Source organism: Lentzea pudingi (genome assembly GCF_014646255.1).
Taxonomy (GTDB): domain Bacteria; phylum Actinomycetota; class Actinomycetes; order Mycobacteriales; family Pseudonocardiaceae; genus Lentzea; species Lentzea pudingi.
The window spans coordinates 134,128-155,392 of record NZ_BMNC01000003.1 but is presented as its reverse complement, the minus strand read 5'-3'; the positions used below and the strand labels follow the sequence as shown (position 1 = coordinate 155,392).

The window sequence follows — 21,265 nt, the reverse complement described above, 5'->3', positions numbered from 1 at the left end:
TTCCTAGACCGTGAGCGACCAGCTGCTCAGGACGCCCGTGTCACCGGGACCGTTGTCCCCGATGCGCAGCGTCCAGGTGCCGCTCGCGGTCTCCCCTGCACCAGGGACCACGGAGAACGTCCTGTCCGCCGGGAACGGGTGGCAGCTGTAGCCGCCTCCGGGCGTGCGCATCAGCGGGTACGCGCGGCCGCTGGGTGCGACGAGCGTGACGTTCAGGTCTTCCAGACAGGTGTGGGTGGCGTCCACCTTGACCGTGATGGGGTTCTTGGCGGAGCCGGTGGCGGTGGATCGCACCGCGCTGATCGCCACCTGGTAGTCACGGATCGGGTAGTCCGTGTCGTTCGTGAACGTGCGGCCGCCCGTGTTGCCGGACGTACGCGCGTTGACCTCGGCTGACAGCTTCGACTGGTTTCCGGCCGCGTCCACCGCACGGACGGAGAACGTGTACGCGGTGTCGGCGTTGAGTCCGGTCACGGTCGCGGCGGTGCTCGTGACCGTCGCGGCGACGGTGCTGCCGTTGAGCACCTGGTAGCCCGTGACTCCCACGTTGTCCGTTGAGGCGTCCCACGCCAGCGAGACGCTCGACGCCGTGACGCCGGTCGAGCGCAGGTTGGCCGGGACAGTCGGGGCTTCCCCGTCCGCCGCGCCCGGCCTGGTGCGGGCGGTGACGGCGGCGCTGGCGGCGGAGGTGTTGCCGGCGGCGTCCTTGGCCTTGACGGTGAACGTGTAGTCGTTGTCCGCCTTGAGACCGCTGATGGTCGCGGTGGTGCGGGTGACGGTCGTGGCGAGCGTGCTGCCGTTGTACACGTCGTAGCCCGTCACGGCGACGTTGTCGGTCGAGGCGTCCCACGCCAGCGAGACGCTGGACGCGGTGGTGCCGGTCGAGCGCGCGTTGGCCGGTGCGCTCGGTGCGGTGGTGTCACCGGAACCGGTCACCAGGGTCAGGTTCCACTTGCGCAGGGCCTCGTTCACCGGCTGGAAGATCGACAGGTCGGCGTCGTTGGTCGGGTTCTGCACGCACTGCGACGGGCCGCCGTCGTGCAGGCCGACCGCCTTGTCACCGAGCAGCCACGCGCCGCCGGAGTCGCCGCCCTTGGAGCACGCGGTCGTCCAGGTGAGCCCCTCGATCACCAGGCCGCCGCCGTAGTCCACGGCCTTGTTCGTGTACTTCACCTCGCCGCACTGCCACTTCGAGGTGTTGCCGGAGTGGCAGACGCGGTCGCCGACCATCGCCTCGGCCGAGCCGGTGACGGTGATCGCGGGCGAGCCGTAGGTGTTGACCGCGGCGGACAGGTTCCAGCCGGACTCGGTCACCGCGACCACGCCCATGTCGCCCTCGCGGGCGTTCACGCTGCGGCTGCCGCCGACGTTCGAGGTGCCGATCCGGTTCTGCTGGCCGGTCTGCCCGTACGCGGCCTGGTTCGCGTCGTTCGTGCAGTGCCCGGCGGTCAGGAAGTGCTTGCCGCCGTTGGCATCGGTCGCGGCGAACCCGACCGAGCAGTACGTCTCCGACCCCGGCCACCACGGGCTGCCGGCCTGCACGGTGCCGGCCTGCTGCCGTTGCTGCGACCGGGTCTCGGCGATGTGGACACCGTCGCCGAGCGCGCGCACCTTCTCCAGGAACCGTTCGGTGGCCTCGGTCTTGCGCGTGGTGTTGACCGTGACGTCGACCTGGTTGTCGCGCACGTCGACGCCCCAGCTGAACACGCCGGGCACGCCGTCGCCGATCAGCTCCTTGACGTCGGCGAGCAGCTTGTCGAGGTCGGCGGCGCTGCGTTGCACGACGACGGCGTTGGCGCCCTGTTCTCGGGCTTGCCGTGCCGCGTTCTCGGACGGGACCGCGAGGGTGAGCTTGCCCGCCGACGCGTCGAACCAGTGCCCGGCGAGCTGGCCGCGCAGGTCCTGGGACAGGCTCTGGAACCGCTGGTGCGCCTCGTCCTGCTGCTGCTGGACGCTGACGTCCGCTGACGCGCTTTGCACGGCCGTGAACGCACCGATCGTCATGACCGATCCGCACGCGGCAGCGACTATTTTGCTGCGCATTCGCATGAGTGGAACTCCTTCAAAGGCAGGGTGGGGAAACGGTATTCCGGCCTGCCCAGAAGGCGCATTGTTTAACTGTTCAGTCAGCGCGGCCAGCGCACGTGGTCGTCGTTGATGCGGAACTCGTGGGAATGCGTCCACACAACACCCGCCGCGTCACGATGTTCGTGTTCGACGACTTCCGGGTCACGCGTGGGCCAGAACCTCACAGCGATCGCCGCGGCCACGGCGGTCACGCCGCCGAGGACGAGGAAGGCCGTCGCGGCGCCCCCGGCCGTCGCCACCCATCCGGCGAGCGGGTAGCAGAAGAGCCAGCAGGCGTGGGACAGCGCGAAGTCCGCGGCGAACAACGCCGGACGGTCGCCTGGGTCCGCCGAGCGACGCAGAAGACGCGCACCGGGCGTGAGGGCGAGCGAGCACCCCGCACCGATCAACGCCCACAACACCAGCAGAGTCTGCCACTGCCCGGCGAACACCGTCCCGGCCGCGAGCACGACCACGAGCATGATCGAAGCGCGCAGCACCACCACGCGATCCGCGAACCGGTCGAGCAGCGCCGGGAGCGTGAGCGCCGCGACGAGCGACCCCATCCCGTTGGCGGCCAGGGCGATGGCGACATCGGACGCGTCGCGGCCAAGCCCGTTCCGTACGTGCGCCACGGTGTTCACGAACACCATCGACCCCGCGGCCGCCGCGGCGAGGTGAACCGCGAGCAGCCCGCGCAACCGTGGCGTGGCGAGGTAGATGCGGATGCCACGGGTGGTGGCGCCGTACCAGCCTCCCCTGCGCGGCAACGGTGTCGGGCGGGGCAACACCACCGACAGCACCAGCAGGGCCGATCCCGCGAACCCGAGCGCGGTGCCGACGAAGAGCTGGTGGAAGCTCACCAAGGCCAGTGCGGCGGCGGCGAGTGCGGGACTGAGCAGACTCTCCAGGTCGTAAGCGGTGCGGGACAACGTGATCGCGCGGGTGTACTCGCGTTCGCCGGGCAGGACGTCCGGGATGGTCGCCTGGAACAACGGCGTGAACGCGGCGGATCCGGCCTGCAGCAGGAAGATGAGCACGTAGACCTGCCACACCTCGTCCACCCACGGCAGCATCGCCGCGACCACGACCCGCACGAGGTCCAGCGCCACGAGAACCGCGCGACGGGGCAACGCGCCGAGCAGGGCCGTGGCGACCGGCGCCACCGTGACGTACGCGATCATCTTGATCGCCAGCGCCGTGCCGAGCACCTCACCCGCCCGCGGTCCGGCGAGGTCGTGGGCCAGCAGGCCGAGTGCGACGGTCGCCAGTCCCGTTCCGGTCAGCGCCACGACCTGGGCGCCGAACAGATTCCGGTAGACCGGATCGCGCAGCACGGAAATCACGGCGGAACTATAAGCACGAGAACAGGTTTGCGTCGACGGTGCAACAGCAGATCATTGGCAACAGCAACATGCTGACAACAAAAGAATGTAGGGTTTTCGAGGTGACCCCCTACGACTCCGTCGCGCCCCTCTACGCGGAGCTCTTCAGTGACATGCTCGACACCAGGCCGCTCGAACGCGCGATGCTTTCCGCGTTCGCCGAACTGACGAACGGCCCGGTCGCCGACCTCGGCTGCGGCCCCGGCCACCTCACCGCACACCTGCGCTCACTCGGGCTCGACGTCTTCGGGCTCGACCTCTCCCCCTCGATGATCGCCCTCGCCCGCGAGGCGCACCCGGACCTGAGGTTCGAGCTGGGGTCGATGACGGCGCTGGAGCTGGAAGACGGAGTTCTCGGCGGCGTTCTGGCGTTCTACTCGGTCATCCACATGCCGCCACCCGAGCTGCCGGTCGTGTTCGCCGAGTTCTTCCGCGTGCTGAAGCCCGGTGGCCACCTGATGCTCGGGTTCTACGCCGGGGACGACCCGGAGCCGCAGGAGTTCGACCACAAGGTGACGCTCGCCTACCGCTGGTCGCCTGCCACGATCTCGGAGCTGCTGCGGAAGGCCGGGTTCGCCGAGGTGGGCAGGCTCGTGCGGGAACCGATCGACGGCGAACGGTTCCTGCAGGCCCAGCTCATCATGCGCAAGCCCTAGCGGAAGACCACCGTCCCGTTGCCGTTGAGCAACACGCGGTGCTCGCAGTGCCACCGAACGGCCCGCGACAGCGCCAAGGCCTCGGCGTCCCGGCCGGCGGCGGTCAACGCACGCGGGTCGTAGGAGTGGTCGACGCGCAGCACCTCCTGCTCGATGATCGGCCCCTCGTCGAGGTCCGGCGTGACGTAGTGGGCCGTCGCCCCCACGTACTTCACGCCCCGGTCGTAGGCCTGGTGGTAGGACTTGGCGCCCTTGAAGCCCGGCAGGAACGAGTGGTGGATGTTGATCACGCGGCCGGCGAGCTTCGCGCACAGGGCGTTCGACAGCACCTGCATGTACCGCGCCAGCACGACCAGGTCGGCCTGGTACTCCTCGACGAGCTCGATCAGGCGTTGCTCGGCCAGGTCCTTGGTGGCGGCGGTGTTCGGGACGTGCACGAAGTCGAGTCCCGCCGCCTCCGCCATCGGCCGCAGGTCCTCGTGGTTCGACACGACGGCGGCGATCTCCCCGCCGAGGCTGCCCGCGCGCCAGCGGAAGAGCAGGTCGTTCAGGCAGTGGCCGGCGTTCGAGACCATCACGAGCAGGCGCGGCGGCCGTTCGTCGTGCAGCTCGAACTCCATCTGGAACTCCGTGGCCACGGCGGCGAACTCGCCCGCGAGCGAGTCGACCGTCGCGTCGGCGCAGGAGAACGCGGTGCGCAGGAACAGCTTGCCGCGCACGTCGTCGTCGAACTGCTGGTGCTGCACGATGTCGCAGCCGTGGTCGACCAGGAACGACGTGACGGCGTGCACGATGCCCGCCCGCTCCGGGCAGTGCAGGGTCAGGGTGAACCGGGGCATCACGGCACCGCCAGGTACTCGGTGCAGGCGTCGGCGAGCCAGGCCGCGAAGTACTCGGCGAACGACGAGCGCACCAGGACCGTGAGCGTGTCCTCGCCGGTCACCTGCAGGACGATCCCGGTCCTGGCGAGGAGTGTCTGCACGCAAGTGCCGACGGGAGCCGCAGCCGGGTGCAGGTCCACGGAACATCCGTGAGCCAGCACTTCTCTGCCTTGCGCCCCTTGAAGAACCACGGTCGTGCGTTGAGCCGAAGTGTCCACGACGGACCCTCTGACAGTCCCGAGCGCGCCACGCAACACCTCCTCGATCGTGACCCGCAGGCCGGGCGAGGCCGTGACGAGGAACTCGTCCGGTCCGAGCCAGAGCACCTCGACGTCCCCGAATCGTCCGGTGCCGGACGTGAAAGTGCAAGCAGCGGAAGGAAAAAGCACACCGAGCGTCGCACCCATCGCCGCGATGGCGTCCGGGTCGGACACGCGGACGGTGAGCTGCGAGCGGAACGGCACCTCGGCGACGTCCAGCACGGGGGCCAGTGCCGCCAGCCGGTCGCGCCAGGCGGCGAGGGGACTAACCGTCACGACGGGCTCCTTCCTTGTCGTACAGCACGGATTCGGTGACGGTGACCGGCACCAGTGAGTCCTCGACGGGCACGTAGAGCGTCTCGCCGATGCGTTCGTGACCCGAGCGCACCAACGCCAGGGCGAACGTCCGGCCCAGCGCCGCGCTCGGGTAGCTGGACGTGACGTGCCCGAGCATCCGGACCGGCGGTTCGGGCAGCCGGTCGGTCTCGACGATCTGCGACCCCTCCGGCAGCAGCACCGCGGGATCGACGGGCAGCAGTCCCACGAGCTGCTTGCGGTCCGAGCGGTTGTTCTCGGCACGGGCGAACGAGCGCTTGCCGATGAAGTCCGGCTTCTTCTTCGACACCGCCCACGACATGCCCAGGTCCTGCGGCGTGACCGTCGCGTCGGTCTCCTGCCCGATGATCGGGTAGCCCTTCTCGGCGCGGAGCACGTGCATGGTCTCGGTGCCGTACGGCGTGATCCCGTACCGCTCCCCCGCCGCCATCAACGCCTCCCACACGGCGAGGCCGTGCCAGGCGGTCACGTTGATCTCGTACGCGAGCTCGCCGGAGAAGCTGATCCGGCAGACCCGCGCCGGCACACCCGCGACCTCGGTGTCGTGCCAGGTCATGAATTCGAACGCCTCGTTGGAGACGTCGAGAGAAGGCGCCACCGCAGCGAGCACGGCGCGGGACTTCGGCCCCACCAGCGGAATCGTGGCCCAGTGCTCGGTGACCGAGGTGCAGTGCACGTCGAGGTGCGGCCACTCCGTCTGCAGCCACTCCTCCATCCAGTCGAGGACCTTCGCCGCGTTGCCGGTGGTCGTGGTGACGATGTACCGCTCCTCGCCGACCCTGATCACGGTGCCGTCGTCGATCACCATCCCGTCGACGCCGCACATCACGCCGTAGCGGATCTTGCCGACCTTCAGGTTGCTCATCATGTTCGTGTAGAGCATGTCCAGGAACTCGCCGGCGTCGCGGCCCTGCACGTCGATCTTGCCGAGCGTCGAGCCGTCCATCATGCCGACGCTCTCGCGCGTGGCCCGGCACTCGCGCAGCACAGCGGCGTGCAGGTCCTCACCCGGCTGCGGGTAGTACCAGGGCCTCTTCCACTGGCCGACGTTCTCGAACAACGCGCCGTGCTGGACGTGCCACGGGTGGATCGACGTGACGCGCACCGGGTCGTGCAGGTCGCCGCGATCGCGTCCGGCCAGTGCGGCGAACGACACCGACGTGAACGGCGGGCGGAACGTCGTGGGCCGCTGTTCGGACAGTTCCACGCCCAGCGCCTCGGCGACGATGCCGGCGGCGATCATGCCGGACGTCTTGCCCTGGTCGTGCGCGGTGCCGATGGTCGTGTAGCGCTTGATGTGCTCCAGCGACCGCAGCCCAGCGCCCGTCGCGCGCAGCACGTCCGCGACCGTCGAATCCCTTTGCAGGTCCACGAAGCTCGCGTCGTCGTTGCCAGGGACGCGCCACAGGACCAGGCCGGAGCGGGCGGTGCAGCGGGAGTCGGAGGCGGGTAGCGGAACCTGGCTACCGGACGTGAACCCGGCCGCGGCGGCAGCCCCGGCACCGGCGTCACGGCCCTGGCGGGTGCACGCGGTCAGGTCGAGCTCACCGGTCGCCGAGCCGGCCACGCGCACGGTGGCCAGTTCCCGGCCCGGGACGAAGGCGCCGAGCTCGGCGTCGTAGCGCAGGGTGCCGCGGGCCTGGCTGAACAGGCTGACGACCGGGTTCCAGCCTCCCGAGACGAGCAGCGCGTCGCACGCGATCCGGTCGTCTCCGACCTGAACCGCCGTGACCCGACCAGGTCCTTCGGTGCCGGTCACGAGCTGCCCGGCGCGGACCTCGATCCCCCGCGCCGCACATTCCGCCGCGAGCCGGGCAGGAGCCTCCGGCCGTGCGTCCACGACCACCGCGATGTCCACACCGGACTCGGCCAGGTCGATCGCCGCGCAGTAGGCCGAGTCGTTCGTCGTGAACACGACCGCTCGCGAACCGGGCAGCACGCCGTAATGGTGCAGGAACGTGCGGGCGGACGAGGCCAGCATGATTCCGGGCCGGTCGTTGTCGGCGAACACCACCGGGCGTTCGTGGGCACCGGTGGCGAGCACGGTCTGCCGCGTCCTGATCCGCCACACCCGCTGCCGCGCAACCGATGCGGGCGCCGCGAACCCGAGGTGGTCGGTCCGCTTCTGCAACGCGAGCACGAACCCGTCCTGGTACATGCCGAACGCCGTGGTCCGTTCCAGCACCAGCACATCGGGCGTCGACTTCAGCTCGGCCACGATGTCCGCGACCCACTCGGCGGACGGCCGGTCGTCCAGGTACTCGTCCACGCCCAGCAGCGCGCCACCGGCCTGGTTCTGCTCGTCCACCAGCACGACACGGGCGCCACTGCGGGCCGCGGTCAGGGCCGCCACGAGCCCGGCGGGCCCGGCGCCGACGACCAGCACGTCGCAGTGCTCGTGCTTCGCGTCGTAGCGAGCCGGGTCCGGTTCAGAAGACAGCTTTCCCTGACCGGCCAGGCCGCGCGCCACGAGGCCGTCGTACAACTCGACGGTCGTGGCGAGCAGCATCGGCTCGGAGAACGGCGCCTCGACCTGCACCAGCGAGGTCGGGTCCTCGGAGCCCGCCGCGACGACGCCGCGCGGCCGGCCGAGCTTTACGCTGCTGCCGATCTCGTGCACGCCGTTCGCCAGCAACGCCGACGCCAGCGTGTCGCCGGGGTGCCCGGTGTGCTCGACGCCGTTGAAGGTGAAACGCAGCAGGGTGTTCCGGTCGATCGCGCCACCGGTGTCAGTGCGGAAGCTCATGCGGTCACCTCGGGCATGGGCTCGCCCACGCGGTAGACGGCCAGCAGGTCGTGGGTGCGGGTGTCGCGGACGGCGTTGAACCAGCGCCGGCACCCGGCGTTGTGGCTCCAGCGCTCGGCGAACGGGCCGCTCGGGTTCTCGCGGAAGAACACGTACCGCGCCCACTCCTCGTCGCTCAACGCCGACGGGTCCCCGGGGTACGCGACGTGGGCCTGGCCGCCGTAGTGGAACTCGGCTTCCTCACGCGGCCCGCACCACGGACACGGGATGAGTTGCATCGCAGGCTCCCAGTAGTTTCTCAGTGGGCCACGGCGGCGGCGCCGTGCTCGTCGACGAGGGCGCCCGTGGTGAAGCGCTCGAGGGTGAACGGCTCGTTGAACGGGTGCGGCTTGTCGTGGGCGATGGTGTGCGCGAAGCAGTCACCGACACCGGGAGTGGCCTTGAAGCCGCCGGTCCCCCAGCCGCAGTTCAGGTACAGGCCGCCGACCGGCGTTAGCCCCACGATCGGCGAGGCGTCCGGACTGACGTCGACGATGCCCGCCCACGTGCGCAGCAGGTGCGCCCGCGCGAAGACCGGGAACAGCTCCAGCGCCGCCGCCATCTGCTGCTCGATGATGTGGAACGAACCCCTTTGCCCGTAACCGTTGTAGCTGTCGATGCCCGCGCCCATCACCAGTTCGCCCTTGTGCGCCTGGGAGACGTAGACGTGCACGGCGTTCGACATCACGACGGTCGGGTGGACGGGTTCGAGCAGTTCGGACACCAAGGCCTGCAACGGGTGTGAGGCGATCGGCAACCGCAGGCCGACCATCTTCGCGAGCACCGAGCTGTGGCCGGCCGCGCACAACGCGACCTTCCCCGCGGCGATCCGCCCGCGCGAGGTCTCGACGGCGGTGATCCGGCCCTGCACCGTCTCCAGTCCGGTGACCTCGCAGTTCTGGATCAGGTCGACGCCCAGGGCGTGCGCCGCCCGCGCGTAGCCCCACGCCACGTAGTCGTGCTTCGCGATGCCCGCGCGCGGCTGGTAGGTCGCGCCCAGCACCGGGTGACGCACGTCCGGCGAGGTGTTGACGATCGGGCAGATCTCCTTGACACCGGCGGGATCCACCCACTCGGCGTCGATGCCGTTGAGCCGGTTGGCGTTGACGCGGCGGACGCTGTCCCGCACGTCCTGCAGGCTGTGCGCCAGGTTCAGCACACCGCGCTGGTCGAACAGGATCGGGTAGCCGAGGTCGTCCTCCAGGCCCTCCCACAGCTTGAGCGAGTGCTCGTAGATGCCGGAGCTCTCGTCCCACAGGTAGTTCGACCGGATGATCGTGGTGTTGCGGGCCATGTTGCCGCCCGCGAGCCAGCCCTTCTCCAGCACCGCGACGTTCGTGATGCCGTGCACCTTCGCGAGGTAGTACGCGGTCGCGATGCCGTGCCCTCCGCCGCCGACGACCACGACGTCGTAGGAGGACTTCGGTTCCGGGTTGTCCCAGAGGAAGTCCGGGTGCTCGGGCAGATGTGCTCCGGGCGGGCTGGTCATGTGCGACGCCTCCAGCGAATCATCTGGTCGACTCCTGATATATCAGTCTGTGCGTTACGGTAGGTCACATGAACGCACGGGTCAACGACGAGCCCGCCTCCGCCTCACTCACCGAGCAGGCGTACGCGGTCCTGCGAAATCGCCTGGTCATGCTGGAGATCAAGCCCGGTGAGCCCATCAACGAGGAGCGGCTGCGCACCGAGCTCGGCGTCGGCCGCACCCCGATCCGCGAGGCCCTCAAGCGCCTGGAGCAGGAACGGCTCGTCGTCGCCTTCCCGCGCCGCGGCACGTTCGCCACCGACGTGAACATCTCCGACCTCTCCCACATCTCCGAGGTGCGCCGGACGCTGGAACCCCTCGCGGCCGCAGCCGCGGCCGACCGCGCCACGCCCGCCGACCGCGCTGCTTTGACCGAACTGCGCTCGCGGCTCGACACGGCGGCGCCGACGGGCGACAACACGGAACTGCTGCGCGCCGACGTCGGCGTCCACCGCGCGATCTACGGGTGCGTGCACAACCCGTTCCTCGAGGACACCCTGGTCTCCTACGACAACCTGGCCACCCGGATCTGGTGCGTCTTCCTGCCCCGGCTGTCCGGGATGGCCGGTCACGTCGACGAACACGTGCCCCTCCTCACCGCGATCATCGAGGGTGACGCGAAGAAGGCGAGCGAGCTAGCCTCGCAGCACGTCGTCGGTTTCGAGCGGGCGATCCGGGCGTTGATCTAGGACGAGCGGGTCGCTGCGCAGGTCCTTCACCAGCGCGACGCACGCCACCACCATGACGAGCCCGAACGGTGCCGCGGCGATGATCGTGAGGTTCTGCAACCCGGTCAGCGCGGTCGCGCCTCCTCCGCCGACGAGCAGCATCACGGCGGCCACACCGCCGGTCGCCACGCCCCAGAACACCACCAGCCGCCGATGCGGTTCGCCGTCCCCACGTTGGGACAGGGTGCCCATCACCAGCGAAGCCGCGTCGGCACCGGAGACGAAGAAGATCGCCACCAGCACCATCACGACCACACCCGCGACCGCGCCCAGCGGGAACTGGTCGAGGACGCCGAACAGCTGCGACTCCGGGTTCGCCGCGCCCGCGAGGTCGGTGCCGTCGCGCTGCACCGAGATCGCGGTACCTCCCATGATCGAGAACCAGACGAGGCTCACGACCGACGGCACGAGGATCACGCCCTTGACGAACTGCTTGATCGTGCGGCCGCGGCTGATCCTGGCGATGAACATGCCGACGAACGGCGTCCACGAGATCCACCACGCCCAGTAGAAGATTGTCCAGCCGGACAGCCAAGATTCCATGGCGTTGCCGCCGGTGCCGGCCGAGCGGGAGATCATCTCGCCCATGTCCCGGAAGTAGTCGCCCACGGCCGCGGGCACCAGGTTCAGGATCAGCACCGTCGGCCCGACGACGAACACGAACACCGCCAGCACGGTCGCGAGCACCATGTTGATGTTCGACAACCACTGGATCCCCTTGGCCACGCCGGAGACGGCCGACGCCACGAACGCGACGGTCAGCACCGCGATGATGCCGATGAGCACGCCGACACCGGGGTTCTCGCGGACGAACCCGCCGGCCTTCAACCCGCTGCCGATCTGCAACGCGCCCAGCCCCAGGGACGCGGCCGAGCCGAACAGCGTCGCGAAGATCGCCAGCACGTCGATCAGCCGGCCCAGCGGCTTCTCCGACACGTGGTCGCCGAACAGCGGGGCGAACATGGCGCTGATGAGCTGCTTGCGGCCACGCCGGAACGTGCCGTAGGCGATGGCGAGCCCCACGACAGCGTAGATCGACCACGGGTGGATGGCCCAGTGGAACAACGACGTGGCCATCGCGACGTCGATCGCCGCGTCCGTGCCGCCCTCGGCCGACCCCGGCGGCGGCTTCACGTAGTGCGCCAACGGTTCCGCGACGCCGTAGAACATCAGGCCGATGCCCATGCCCGCGCTGAACATCATCGCGACCCAGGAGATCGTCCGGAACTCCGGCCGCTCCCCGTCCTGGCCGAGCGGGATGCGGCCGTACTTGCTGAAAGCCAGCCACAGCGCGAAGATCACGAACCCGGTGGCCGCGGTCAGGAACGCCCAGCCGGTGTTGCGGATGAACCAGCCGAGCACGGTCTTCGAGACGCTGCCGAGGCTGTCCGTGCCGAAAGCTCCCCACGCGAGGAACGCGGCGGCGACGACGGCGGAGACGGTGAACACGACCCGGTCGGTGTGGGATCTCGTGGTGGGCAAGAACGTCTGTTCGGGTTTGACTGACACAGCTACCACCTCTTCGTCGAGTTGGCGATCTATGCGTTCCCCTTGGTCAGCTTCATCTGCACCCACTCGTGGAACTCGCCGATGTGGTGCTCCGACGGCACCAGCACCCCGCCATCGCGGTAGGCGCGCGACGACATCGCGGGCTGGCACCGTTCGCAGGCCTCGAAGTCCTGCTCGTTCACGCGGTGGAACAGCTCGACGGACCGCGACACGTCCTTGCCGCTCGCGACGACGTCCTTGGCGTAGAGCCAGTCGCACTCGACGATCGTGCGGTCGGCGGTCATCGGGTACATCCGGTGGATGATCACGTGGTCGGGCACGAGGTTGATGAACACCTGCGGCCGCACGGTGATCGCGTAGTAGCGGCGGTCCTGCTCGGAGTCCACTCCGGACAGGTTCTCGAACCCCTCGCCGCCGTCGATCGTGAAGCCCTTGATCTCCTCGCCGAACACCGCCCCGTGCCCGACGTAGTACTGCGCGGCGTAACCGTCGGCGAACTCCGGCAGGACCTCCGTGAGCTCCGGGTGGATGGTCGCGCAGTGGTAGCACTCCATGAAGTTCTCGATGATGAGCTTCCAGTTGGCCTTGACGTCGTAGGTGATCCGGCGGCCCAGGTCGAGCTCGCTGACCTGGTAGTTGCCGATCGCGTCGAGGTTGCCGAGGCGTTCGCGCACGTCCTGCTGGACGGTCTCCTCGAACGACGCCGGGTCCCGGGCCAGCGAGATCCACGCGTAGCCGAGCCACTCGCGCAGGTGCACGGTCTTCAGGCCGTACTCGACCCGGTCGACGTCCGGCATCGACGTGAGGTTCGGCGCGGCGACCAGCTTGCCGTCCAGGCCGTAGGTCCAGGCGTGGTACGGGCACTGGAAGTTGCGCTTGACCGTGCCCGTCTCCTCGACGCACAGCTTGGCGCCGCGGTGCCGGCAGATGTTGAGGAACGCGCGCAGCGAGCCGTCGCGGGCGCGGGTCACGAGCACGCTCTCGCGTCCGATCTGGACGGTGCGGAAGTTGCCGGCGTCGGGCAGGTCGGCGCTCCTGACCGCGCAGAACCACATCTCCTCGAAGATGTTCCGCTGCTCCAGCTCGAAGATCGCCGGGTCGGTGTAGGTGTGGCCGGGCAGCGTCGGGATGAGGCTCGGCGGCAGCTGGGTCTGGGTCATGAGCGGATCCGCTTCATCTCGGGGTCGAACAGCGGTTCCGCCGCCACGACCGCTGGGACACGTTCACCGAAGTACTCGATCTCGACCTGCGTTCCCTCTCGAGCGACGTCAGCGGGCAGCCAGGCGTAGGCGATGTTCTTGCCGATCGAGTAGCCGCGAGCCGCACTGGTCACGTACCCGACCGCCACTCCGTCCGCCAGCACCGGCTCCGATCCCATGACGACCTGGTGGTCGTCGTCGATGACCAGGCAGGTGAGCTTGCGGGCCACGGTCTCCTCGGACTTGCCCTCCAGAGCCTGGCGGCCGTGGAAGTAGCCCTTGTTCATCCGGACCGCGAAGCCCAGCCCCGCCTCGAACGGGTCGTGCTCGGTGGTCACGTCCGTTCCCCACGAGCGGTAACCCTTCTCCAGCCGCATGCTCGTGAACGCGCTGCGGCCGGCCGCGATGACACCGTGCCGCTGCCCGGCCTCCCACAGCGTGTCCCACAGCTTCCGGCCCATGTCCGCGGTCGTGTAGAGCTCCCAGCCGAGCTCGCCGACGTACGACAGGCGCATCGCGGTGACCGGCACCTCGCCGATGAACGCCTCCTGGGCCTTGAAGTAGCCCATGGCCTCGTGCGAGAAGTCCGTGCGGGTCAACGGCTGCAACAGGTTTCGTGCTTCCGGCCCCCACAGGCCGATGCAGCAGGTGCCGGGCGTGATGTCGGTGATGTGCACGCCACCGTTGGGAGGCATGCGCCGGCGCAGCCAGTCGAGGTCGAGCGGGCCGTTCGCGCCGACCTGGAACCGGTTCTCGCCGAGCCGGGCGATGGTCAGGTCGCTGCGCACTCCCCCGTCCTCATCGAGCAGCAACGTGTACACGACCGCGCCCGGCTTGCGGTCGAGCTGGTTGGTGGTCATGGTCTGCAGGAACGTCAACGCCTCCGGGCCGCTGACCTCCAGCCGCTTCAACGCCGTCATGTCGAACATCGCGACCCGCTTGCGCGCCACCAGTGCTCCGGCGCCGGCGATCGGCGACCAGAACCGGGACGCCCACTCGTTGCGTTCCGGGATCTCCGCGACCTCGGGCAGGGTCGCGTTGGCCTCGTACCAGTGCGGTCGTTCCCAGCCCGACGCCTCCAGGAACACCGCGCCGAGTTCCTGCTGCCGCTCGTAGAACGGGCTGGTGCGCAACGGCCTCAGGTTCTCCGCAGGCTGCAACGGGTGCAGGACGTCGTAGACCTCGACGAACGCCCGGCAGCTGCGTTCGTGCACGTACCCGGGCGAGCGCTGGACGTCCTCGAACCGGTTGAGGTCGCAGCCGTGCAGGTCGATGTCCGGCTGCCCGTCGACGAGCCACTCGGCCATCGCCTTCGCGACACCGGCGGAGTGCGTGATCCACACGGCCTCGGCGACCCAGAACCCCTGCAGGTCCGGGTGTTCGCCGAGCAGCGGGTTGCCGTCGGGGGTGAAGGAGAACAGGCCGTTGACGCCCTCCTCGACCTTCGAGTCGCCGAGGACCGGGAGCAGGTCGACGGCGGCGTCCCAGGAGGTCTCGAAGTCCTCGGGGGTGAACCCGATCTCGGACGGCATGGTCGGCGCCACGTCGAAGTCGAGGATGTCGTCGGCGGAGATGGGCATGGGCCGGTGCCCGTACGCGCCGATGCCGATGCGGTCAACGTGCTCGCGGAAGTACAGGTCGGCGTCCTGGTGGCGCAGCAACGGCTTCGACATCTCGGACAGCTCGGTGTTGACGCCCTTCAACGCCTGCAGGGGTGCCGTTTTCGCGTACTGGTGGGCCATCGGGACCAGGGGGATGTCGAGGTCGACCATCCGGCCGATCCGCGGGCCCCACATGCCGGCGCACGACACCACGACGTCGGCGGGGAACGTGTCGTGCTCGGTGACGACGGCCTTCACGCGGCGGCCGTTGCGTTCGATGCCGATGACCTTGTGGTGTGCCAAGAACTTCGCGCCACGTTCCATCGCCCGGCGTGCCTGGGCTTCGACCGCGCGCAACGGCTTCGCGATGCCGTCGCTCGGGATGTGGAAGCCGCCGAGGATCTTCGAGGGATCGAGCAGCGGGTGCAGCCGCGCGCACTCCTCGGGGTCGCGCAGGAAGCTCTCGACGCCCCAGGCCGTGGCCCAGCCGTGGCGGCGTTTGACGTCCGTCCAGCGTTCCGGGGTGGTGGCGACCTCTAGGCCGCCGAGCTGCTGGAAGCACCACATGTCGTCCATCGTCAGCGCCGTGTACTTCTCGACGGTGTACTTGGCGAACGACGTCATCGTCTTGCAGCCGGTGGTCTGGAAGACCAGGCCCGGTGCGTGCGAGCTGGAGCCACCGGTGGCGAACAGCGGTCCCTGTTCGAGCACGGTGACGTTGGTCCAGCCCCGCGCGGTCAGTTCGTCGGCGATCGCGCACCCGACGATGCCCGCGCCGATCAGCACGACTCTCGGCTGGGTCACAGGACCACCACCGAACGGAGTACCCGGCCGTGGTGCATGTCCTCGAACGCCTTCTCGACGTCGCCCAGCCCGATCGTCTCCGAGACGAACGCGCCGAGGTCGAGCCGGCCCTGCAGGTGGAGGTCGATGAGCATCGGGAAGTCGCGACTGGGCAGGCAGTCGCCGTACCAGGACGACTTCACCGCGCCCCCGCGCGAGAACACGTCGATCAAGGGCAGTTCGAGCTTCATGTCCGGTGTCGGCACGCCGACCAGCACCGCGAGACCTGCGTGGTCGCGGGCGTAGAACGCCTGCTGGAACGTCTCGGGCCGGCCGACCGCGTCGATCACGACGTCGGCGCCGTTGCCCTCGGTGAGTTCGCGGATCGCCTCCACGACGTCCTTCTCCCGGGCGTTGATCGTGTGCGTGGCGCCGAATCCCCGCGCCCACTCCAGTTTCGTGTCGTCGAGGTCGACGGCGATGATCGTGCGCGCGCCGGCGAGCCGGGCGCCCGCGATGGCCGCGTCCCCGACACCGCCGCAGCCGAGCACGGCCACGCTGTCGCCGCGGGTGACGCCGCCGGTGTTGATCGCGGCGCCGATGCCCGCCATCACGCCGCAGCCGAGCAGGCCCGCGACCTCCGCCGGGGCCTGGGGGTTCACCTTCGTGCACTGTCCGGAGTGGACGAGGGTCTTCTCGGCGAACGCGCCGATGCCCAGCGCGGGCGACAGCGGAGTGCCGTCCTCCAGCGTCATGGGCTGCGCGGCGTTGTGGGTGTTGAAGCAGTACTGCGGACGGCCGCGCAGGCAGGAGCGGCACGAACCGCACACCGCACGCCAGTTGAGGATCACGAAGTCACCGGGTTCGAGTCCGGTCACGCCGTCGCCGACGGCCTCCACGACCCCCGCCGCCTCGTGCCCGAGCAGGAACGGGAACTCGTCGTTGATCCCGCCCTCCCGGTAGTGCAGGTCGGTGTGGCAGACCCCGCAGGCCCGCACCTCCACCAGCGCCTCGCCGGGGCCGGGGTCCGGCACGAGGACGGTCTCGACCGAGACCTTCGCCCCACGCCCCCTGGCCACGACACCGTTCACCGCATGTGCCACGTCGAATGCTCCTGTCAGAGGTGGGGGTGCTTGGCTGCCAGGGCGTCGACGCGGGCGACCAGGTCACCCTCGTCGAAGTCCGGCTGGAGGGCGGCGACGACGTCGGGGGCGAGCTCGTCGAGGTCCTGGTCCAGAACTGTGGTGGTGGGAACGGAGAGCGACAACGGACCAACCCTTCCGAGCGAGTTCCGTAATACGCAACGAGATTCGCATTATGCAACTACAGCGCATTACGGTGAAACCCACACGAGCCGTTGTCAAGCCCTTGTCGCACGGACGGAGGCACCCGAAAAGAGGAAGAGCCCCCGGCCGCGGCCGAGGGCTCTTCGTTCGTGAAGGTCTTTCACAGCACGGAATGCCCCATTCGGACCGAGAGGTCGCGGGACGCCACGCGCAGTTGCTCGACGATCTCGGGCATGCGCTTCTGCGAGAGCCGGTAGGCCGGGCCGGCGGCGCTGATCGCCGCCACGACGTCCCCCTGCGAGCCGAACACGGGCACCGCGACGGCGTGCAGTCCGGCCTCCAGCTCCTCCATGCAGGTGGCGAACCCGTCCTCGGCCGTCCGCCGCAGTGCGCCCCGCAGCTTCACGGGATCGGTGATCGTGCGCGGGGCGCAGGACTCCAGGTCGCCCGACAGCAGGCGGTCCTGCTCGTCGGCGGACGCGGCGGCGAGCAGGACCTTGCCGCTCGACGTCGCGTGCAACGGCGTGCGCTGGCCGACCCAGTTCTGCGCCGCCACCGCGGAACTCCCGCGCGCCTGGCTCACGTTCAGCGCGACGTCGCCGTCGAGGACCGCGATGTTGACCGTTTCGCCCAGCCGGTCCGCGAGCTCGGTGCAGACCGGCCCGCCGACCCGGACGTAGTCGAGCTGCCCGGTCACCGCGTCGGCGAAGCGGAGCATGCCGATGCCGATCCGGAAGGGACCACGTTCGCCGTCCTGTTCGACCAGCTCACGGGCCTGGAGCGTGTAGACGAGCCTGGACGCGGAGGACTTGTGCACACCGAGCTCGGCGGCGATCTCCGTGATCCCCGCCTCCCCGTTGCGGGCGAGCAGCTCGAGCACCGCCACCGCCCGATCGACCGACTGCACCAGCGCGGGGTCGCGGTTGTTGCTCATCACGCAACAGTATCCGATTGGCGCAACCCGTCTTGACGACGTTCATGATCCTGAGCCATTCTGCAGTTGCGTATCGCACACCCAGTTCCGTAGTACGCAACGGAGGGTTTCTGATGATCACCGCATGCGCCGTGGACCGGCTCCCCGAGGGCGAGTCCTTGCGCATTCCGGGCGAACCCGCCATCGCCGTCTTCCACACGGACGGCGAGTTCTACGCGATCGACGACACCTGCAGCCACCAGGACGCGTCCCTGTCCGAGGGCTGGCTGGAGGGGTGCTTCGTCGAGTGCCCGCTGCACGCCGCGCTGTTCGACCTGCGCACCGGCATGCCGACGTGCCTGCCGGCCAAGAAGGCCGTGCGCACGTACCCGGTCGTCGTGCGGGACGGCGTGATCTACGTGGACACGGGCAGCACCGAGGCCGTGGCCTGATCACAACGCGTCGAGCAGCGCCTTCATCCGCTGCTCCAGATGTGGCCGCACGTCGTAGCCGGTGAAGATCCACGGCGACCGCTTCTCCATACCCGCCACCACCATCTCCCCCACCTCGTCGATGCCCGGCCCGCTCCTGAGGAACTCCTCGACGGCGGGCACGAACTCGTCCCGCAGCGCGACGCCGGCACTCGACGCCCTGGTGTTCGCGACGATGTCGGTGTCGACCGGCCCCGGACACAACACGCTGACGTCGATGCCGTGCGCGGCCACGTTGAGGCGCAACGACTCCGAGAGCCCGACGACGGCGAACTTGGCCGTCGCGTACAGCACGTTCGGGTCGGACACGAGACCCGCCGCCGACGCGGTGTTCACGACGTAACCCGTTCTGCGTTCGATCATGCGCGGCAGGAACGTCTGGATCCCGTTGATCACGCCGGTCAGGTTCACCGCCAGAGCCAGGTCCCACTTGTCGTAGGTCAGGTCGGTGACCACGGCGTGCGGCACGATGCCGGCGTTGTTGAACAGCAGGTCCACCGGGCCCAGCGCCCGCTCGGCCTCGTCGGCGACCTTCGCGAACTCCTCGCGGTCGCGAACGTCCAGCACGTAGGTCTGTGCGGACAGTTCTTTGGCGGCTTGTGCCAGTGCGGGTTCGTCCACGTCGGCCAGTGCGAGCCGCACTCCGCGCTTCGCCAGGGCTCGCGCGATGCCCAGGCCGATGCCTCTCGCTCCGCCGGTGATGAAGGCGGTCGAATTCGTCCAGTCCTGCATGGGGGCACCTCGCTGTGTTGGGATGACATCTCTATGTTGACTGACACAGTAGCCTGGTCGTCATGCCTCCAGGGTCAGAAGGATCCGCAACCACGGTCCCGTCAGCGGGATCGGACGCCCACCCGCCCCCACCAACCGGATCAGGCCGCCACGCACCCGCAGGGCCAGACGCCAACCCGACCCCGCCATCCAGACCGGCCTACCGCACACCCGCAGAACCAGCCGCCCACCCGGCCCCGCCGCCAGAACCGCCCCCGTCCCCGCAGTCGTCGACATCGCTCAAGCACCTCCTCTCCACCGGCGGCCGAGCCACCATCGGCGTCCTGGCCGGCCTCCAGGTGCTGGACAGCGTCGACGGCGCGATGTTCGTGGTCTTCGCGCCCGAGATCCGCGAGTCGCTCGGCATCAGCACGGCGGCCATCGGTGTGGTCGGCGCGTTGACCGGGCTGATGGTGGCCGTCGCCGCGCTGCCGCTCGGTCTGCTGGGCGACCGGCGCCGCCGCACGTCGATCGCCGGCGTCGCGACGCTCGTGTGGGCCGTGGCGGCCGGGGTGCTCGGCCTGGTGCAGAACCTCTGGCAGGCCGTCGCGGTGCGCGTGGTCGCGGGCATCGGCAAGGCCAACGAGGGGCCGATCCAGTCGTCGTTGCTGGTCGACGCCTATCCGCCGGAGGTGCGCGGGCGGGTGCTCGGGTTGCACCGCGGCGGGCAGCCGCTCGGGATCGTCGCCGGGCCCCTGCTCGCGGCGGCGTTCGCGGCGGTGATTCCCGAGGAGCATGAGCCGTGGCGCTGGGCGTTCGCGTTCCTCGCCGTGCCGGCGGTGCTGCTCGGGCTTGCCGCGTTGCGTTTGCCCGAACCGGCTCGCGCGCACTCGACGGCGACGCCGCGGGGTGCGTTGAAGGACTTGAGGAAGATCCCGACGCTCGTGGGGGTGGTGGTGGCGCTCGGTGCGTTCGGCGTGTCCGTGACGACCGTGCCGATCTACCTCAACGTGATCCTCGAGGAGCAGCTCGGGCAGGGCGCCGCGGCTCGCGGCCTGATCATGTCGGTCTGCGCGGCCGGCGGGTTGCTCGGGGCGGTGCTCGGCGGGGTGTCGAGCGACCGGTTGTTCCGGCGCAGTCCTCAGGCCTGCCTGCACCTCGCGGCCGGTGCGCTTTCCGTGCTGGGCATCGGGTTCGCGGCGCAGGCGTACACGACGGACGTCACCACCTACGTGGTGATCGGGGCGGTGGTGCAGGCGATGACGTTCGCGGGCATCGTCCCGCTGAGCCTGGTCGTGGCCTCGGTGACGCCGGCGGAGTTCCGGGCTACGGCGTTCGGGCTGGTCGGGGTCTTCACGGCGGCGGTCGGCGGGCTCGGTGGCGCGGTGGTGAGCGGTGTCGCCGAGAAGCTCTGGGGCGTGCAGGCCGCGGTGGCGCTGGTGGCTCCGGTGGCCTCCGTCGTCGCCGGACTGGTGCTGGTCTGCACGGCTCGTCACGTGCCGGGCGACATCGCGCGGGTCGTACGATGATCGCCGTGACCTCGCCTGGGACGCGCCGGATCGACGAGATCGGCGACGAGAGCCGCCGCCGCATCCTGGACGCCGCCGAGGAGCTCTTCGCCGAACGCGGGTTCGACCGCACGTCCTTTGTGGACATAGCGAGGAGGTCGGGCATCAGCCGAGGCTCGATCCCCTGGCACTTCAAAAACAAGGACGGCCTCGTGATGGCTGTCGTCGAACGGGCCGTCGGCCGGATCTGGCCCGCCGAGCGGTACGAGGCCGTGCCGTCGCTCGCGGAGGTGTTCGCCGAGACGGCCGAACTGCTGCGGACCGGCAACTCGGCACTGGTGTTCATGATCCTGGTCGAGGCGCTCGGCGACCGCGGCGTGGTGCACGACCAGTACCGGGAGTTCTTCGGCCGCAGGCGCGAGGGCATCGAGGAACTGCTGCGGTTCAAGCGTCCCGCCGGCGTCGACCCGGACAGGGCCGCCGCGCAGGAACGCACCGCCGCGGTGGCGCTGAACGGCGCGCTCCTGGGCATCCACCTGCAGGCGCTCGTCGATCCGGAGAACGTCGACCTGGACGCCGCGCTGGTGTCGGTCGCGACCATGTTCGACCGGAACCTCGCGGACGTCTGGCGGGACTGA

Annotated in this window: 19 protein-coding genes; 5 read left to right on the top strand and 14 right to left on the bottom strand. The window is 69.5% G+C overall.

Annotated features, from left to right (window positions below; genetic code table 11):
• Window positions 1–3: 3 nt before the first annotated feature.
• Both IEY88_RS11610 and IEY88_RS11605 read right to left on the bottom strand, forming a co-directional pair.
• Window positions 4–2,004, bottom strand: a complete 2,001-nt coding sequence (locus tag IEY88_RS11610; RefSeq protein ID WP_229693286.1) for a fibronectin type III domain-containing protein — start codon at window positions 2,002–2,004, stop codon at window positions 4–6.
• A 122-nt stretch (window positions 2,005–2,126) separates the two neighbouring features.
• On the bottom strand, window positions 2,127–3,413 hold the full coding sequence (locus tag IEY88_RS11605) for an MFS transporter (RefSeq protein WP_189154699.1): 1,287 nt from the start codon (window positions 3,411–3,413) through the stop codon (window positions 2,127–2,129).
• 68 nt (window positions 3,414–3,481) lie between these two features.
• Between IEY88_RS11605 and IEY88_RS11600 the strand changes: the two genes are divergently transcribed.
• Window positions 3,482–4,108, top strand: coding sequence for a class I SAM-dependent methyltransferase (locus IEY88_RS11600; RefSeq protein ID WP_189155377.1), 627 nt, complete (start codon window positions 3,482–3,484; stop codon window positions 4,106–4,108).
• On the opposite strand, the gene purU is transcribed toward IEY88_RS11600, so the two are convergent.
• The 5 genes from purU to IEY88_RS11575 are packed head-to-tail and all read right to left on the bottom strand — an operon-like array spanning window position 4,105 to window position 9,859.
• Window positions 4,105–4,947 carry a formyltetrahydrofolate deformylase gene (purU, locus tag IEY88_RS11595; RefSeq protein WP_189154698.1) on the bottom strand — a complete coding sequence of 281 codons (843 nt, stop codon included), beginning with the start codon at window positions 4,945–4,947 and terminating at the stop codon, window positions 4,105–4,107. The two genes, IEY88_RS11600 and purU, sit on opposite strands and share 4 nt — an antisense overlap.
• Window positions 4,947–5,525, bottom strand: a complete 579-nt coding sequence (locus IEY88_RS11590; protein WP_189154697.1) for a sarcosine oxidase subunit gamma — start codon at window positions 5,523–5,525, stop codon at window positions 4,947–4,949. Before IEY88_RS11590 ends, purU begins: the two co-directional genes overlap by 1 nt.
• A complete protein-coding gene (locus tag IEY88_RS11585; RefSeq protein WP_189154696.1) occupies window positions 5,515–8,331 on the bottom strand; it encodes a 2Fe-2S iron-sulfur cluster-binding protein in 2,817 nt (938 codons plus the stop codon). The genes IEY88_RS11590 and IEY88_RS11585 overlap by 11 nt, the downstream gene beginning before the upstream one ends.
• Window positions 8,328–8,609 carry a sarcosine oxidase subunit delta gene (locus tag IEY88_RS11580; protein ID WP_189154695.1) on the bottom strand — a complete coding sequence of 94 codons (282 nt, stop codon included), beginning with the start codon at window positions 8,607–8,609 and terminating at the stop codon, window positions 8,328–8,330. Before IEY88_RS11580 ends, IEY88_RS11585 begins: the two co-directional genes overlap by 4 nt.
• A 20-nt stretch (window positions 8,610–8,629) precedes the next feature.
• A complete protein-coding gene (locus IEY88_RS11575; protein WP_189154694.1) occupies window positions 8,630–9,859 on the bottom strand; it encodes a sarcosine oxidase subunit beta family protein in 1,230 nt (409 codons plus the stop codon).
• A gap of 68 nt (window positions 9,860–9,927) precedes the next feature.
• Here IEY88_RS11575 and IEY88_RS11570 point away from each other — a divergent pair, with 68 nt between their 5' ends.
• Entirely contained in the window at window positions 9,928–10,587 is a 660-nt protein-coding gene (locus IEY88_RS11570) for a GntR family transcriptional regulator (protein WP_189154693.1), read from the top strand.
• Here IEY88_RS11570 and IEY88_RS11565 read toward each other — a convergent pair.
• The 6 genes from IEY88_RS11565 to IEY88_RS11540 all read right to left on the bottom strand — a co-directional run bounded on the left by IEY88_RS11565 (window position 10,534) and on the right by IEY88_RS11540 (window position 17,938).
• The gene (locus IEY88_RS11565; RefSeq protein ID WP_373294066.1) at window positions 10,534–12,144 is read right to left on the bottom strand and encodes a BCCT family transporter; all 1,611 of its coding nucleotides are present in this window, start codon (window positions 12,142–12,144) and stop codon (window positions 10,534–10,536) included. The genes IEY88_RS11570 and IEY88_RS11565 overlap by 54 nt on opposite strands.
• A 20-nt stretch (window positions 12,145–12,164) precedes the next feature.
• A complete protein-coding gene (locus tag IEY88_RS11560) occupies window positions 12,165–13,295 on the bottom strand; it encodes an aromatic ring-hydroxylating oxygenase subunit alpha (RefSeq protein WP_189154692.1) in 1,131 nt (376 codons plus the stop codon).
• Window positions 13,292–15,739: a GcvT family protein gene (locus tag IEY88_RS11555; RefSeq protein WP_229693284.1), complete on the bottom strand. Its 2,448-nt coding sequence runs from the start codon at window positions 15,737–15,739 to the stop codon at window positions 13,292–13,294. The genes IEY88_RS11560 and IEY88_RS11555 overlap by 4 nt, the downstream gene beginning before the upstream one ends.
• Window positions 15,736–16,821: an S-(hydroxymethyl)mycothiol dehydrogenase gene (locus tag IEY88_RS11550; protein WP_189154691.1), complete on the bottom strand. Its 1,086-nt coding sequence runs from the start codon at window positions 16,819–16,821 to the stop codon at window positions 15,736–15,738. Before IEY88_RS11550 ends, IEY88_RS11555 begins: the two co-directional genes overlap by 4 nt.
• 14 nt (window positions 16,822–16,835) lie before the next feature.
• On the bottom strand, window positions 16,836–16,985 hold the full coding sequence (locus tag IEY88_RS11545) for a hypothetical protein (protein WP_189154690.1): 150 nt from the start codon (window positions 16,983–16,985) through the stop codon (window positions 16,836–16,838).
• Between the two features lie 179 nt (window positions 16,986–17,164).
• A complete protein-coding gene (locus IEY88_RS11540; protein WP_189154689.1) occupies window positions 17,165–17,938 on the bottom strand; it encodes an IclR family transcriptional regulator in 774 nt (257 codons plus the stop codon).
• 113 nt (window positions 17,939–18,051) lie between these two features.
• Here IEY88_RS11540 and IEY88_RS11535 point away from each other — a divergent pair, with 113 nt between their 5' ends.
• The gene (locus tag IEY88_RS11535) at window positions 18,052–18,369 is read left to right on the top strand and encodes a bifunctional 3-phenylpropionate/cinnamic acid dioxygenase ferredoxin subunit (RefSeq protein ID WP_189154688.1); all 318 of its coding nucleotides are present in this window, start codon (window positions 18,052–18,054) and stop codon (window positions 18,367–18,369) included.
• Here IEY88_RS11535 and IEY88_RS11530 read toward each other — a convergent pair whose 3' ends face one another.
• Window positions 18,370–19,140, bottom strand: coding sequence for an SDR family NAD(P)-dependent oxidoreductase (locus IEY88_RS11530; RefSeq protein WP_189154687.1), 771 nt, complete (start codon window positions 19,138–19,140; stop codon window positions 18,370–18,372).
• Between the two features lie 338 nt (window positions 19,141–19,478).
• Here IEY88_RS11530 and IEY88_RS11525 point away from each other — a divergent pair, with 338 nt between their 5' ends.
• Both IEY88_RS11525 and IEY88_RS11520 read left to right on the top strand, forming a co-directional pair.
• Complete coding sequence (locus tag IEY88_RS11525) at window positions 19,479–20,648, top strand: MFS transporter (RefSeq protein ID WP_189154686.1); 1,170 nt, start codon at window positions 19,479–19,481, stop codon at window positions 20,646–20,648.
• Window positions 20,649–20,653: 5 nt separating this feature from the next.
• On the top strand, window positions 20,654–21,265 hold the full coding sequence (locus IEY88_RS11520) for a TetR/AcrR family transcriptional regulator (protein WP_189154685.1): 612 nt from the start codon (window positions 20,654–20,656) through the stop codon (window positions 21,263–21,265).

What these genes read in the sequence shown, in the direction of transcription:
- IEY88_RS11600 (WP_189155377.1), top strand. Translation starts at nt 3,482, where the DNA reads ATGCTGACAACAAAAGAATGTAGGGTTTTCGAGGTGACCCCCTACGAC.
- IEY88_RS11560 (WP_189154692.1), bottom strand. Translation starts at nt 13,295, where the DNA reads ATGACCCAGACCCAGCTGCCGCCGAGCCTCATCCCGACGCTGCCCGGC.
- IEY88_RS11530 (WP_189154687.1), bottom strand. Translation starts at nt 19,140, where the DNA reads ATGCAGGACTGGACGAATTCGACCGCCTTCATCACCGGCGGAGCGAGA.
- IEY88_RS11535 (WP_189154688.1), top strand. Translation starts at nt 18,052, where the DNA reads ATGATCACCGCATGCGCCGTGGACCGGCTCCCCGAGGGCGAGTCCTTG.
- IEY88_RS11570 (WP_189154693.1), top strand. Translation starts at nt 9,928, where the DNA reads ATGAACGCACGGGTCAACGACGAGCCCGCCTCCGCCTCACTCACCGAG.
- IEY88_RS11580 (WP_189154695.1), bottom strand. Translation starts at nt 8,609, where the DNA reads ATGCAACTCATCCCGTGTCCGTGGTGCGGGCCGCGTGAGGAAGCCGAG.
- IEY88_RS11540 (WP_189154689.1), bottom strand. Translation starts at nt 17,938, where the DNA reads ATGAGCAACAACCGCGACCCCGCGCTGGTGCAGTCGGTCGATCGGGCG.
- purU (WP_189154698.1), bottom strand. Translation starts at nt 4,947, where the DNA reads ATGCCCCGGTTCACCCTGACCCTGCACTGCCCGGAGCGGGCGGGCATC.
- IEY88_RS11575 (WP_189154694.1), bottom strand. Translation starts at nt 9,859, where the DNA reads ATGACCAGCCCGCCCGGAGCACATCTGCCCGAGCACCCGGACTTCCTC.
- IEY88_RS11610 (WP_229693286.1), bottom strand. Translation starts at nt 2,004, where the DNA reads ATGACGATCGGTGCGTTCACGGCCGTGCAAAGCGCGTCAGCGGACGTC.
- IEY88_RS11585 (WP_189154696.1), bottom strand. Translation starts at nt 8,331, where the DNA reads ATGAGCTTCCGCACTGACACCGGTGGCGCGATCGACCGGAACACCCTG.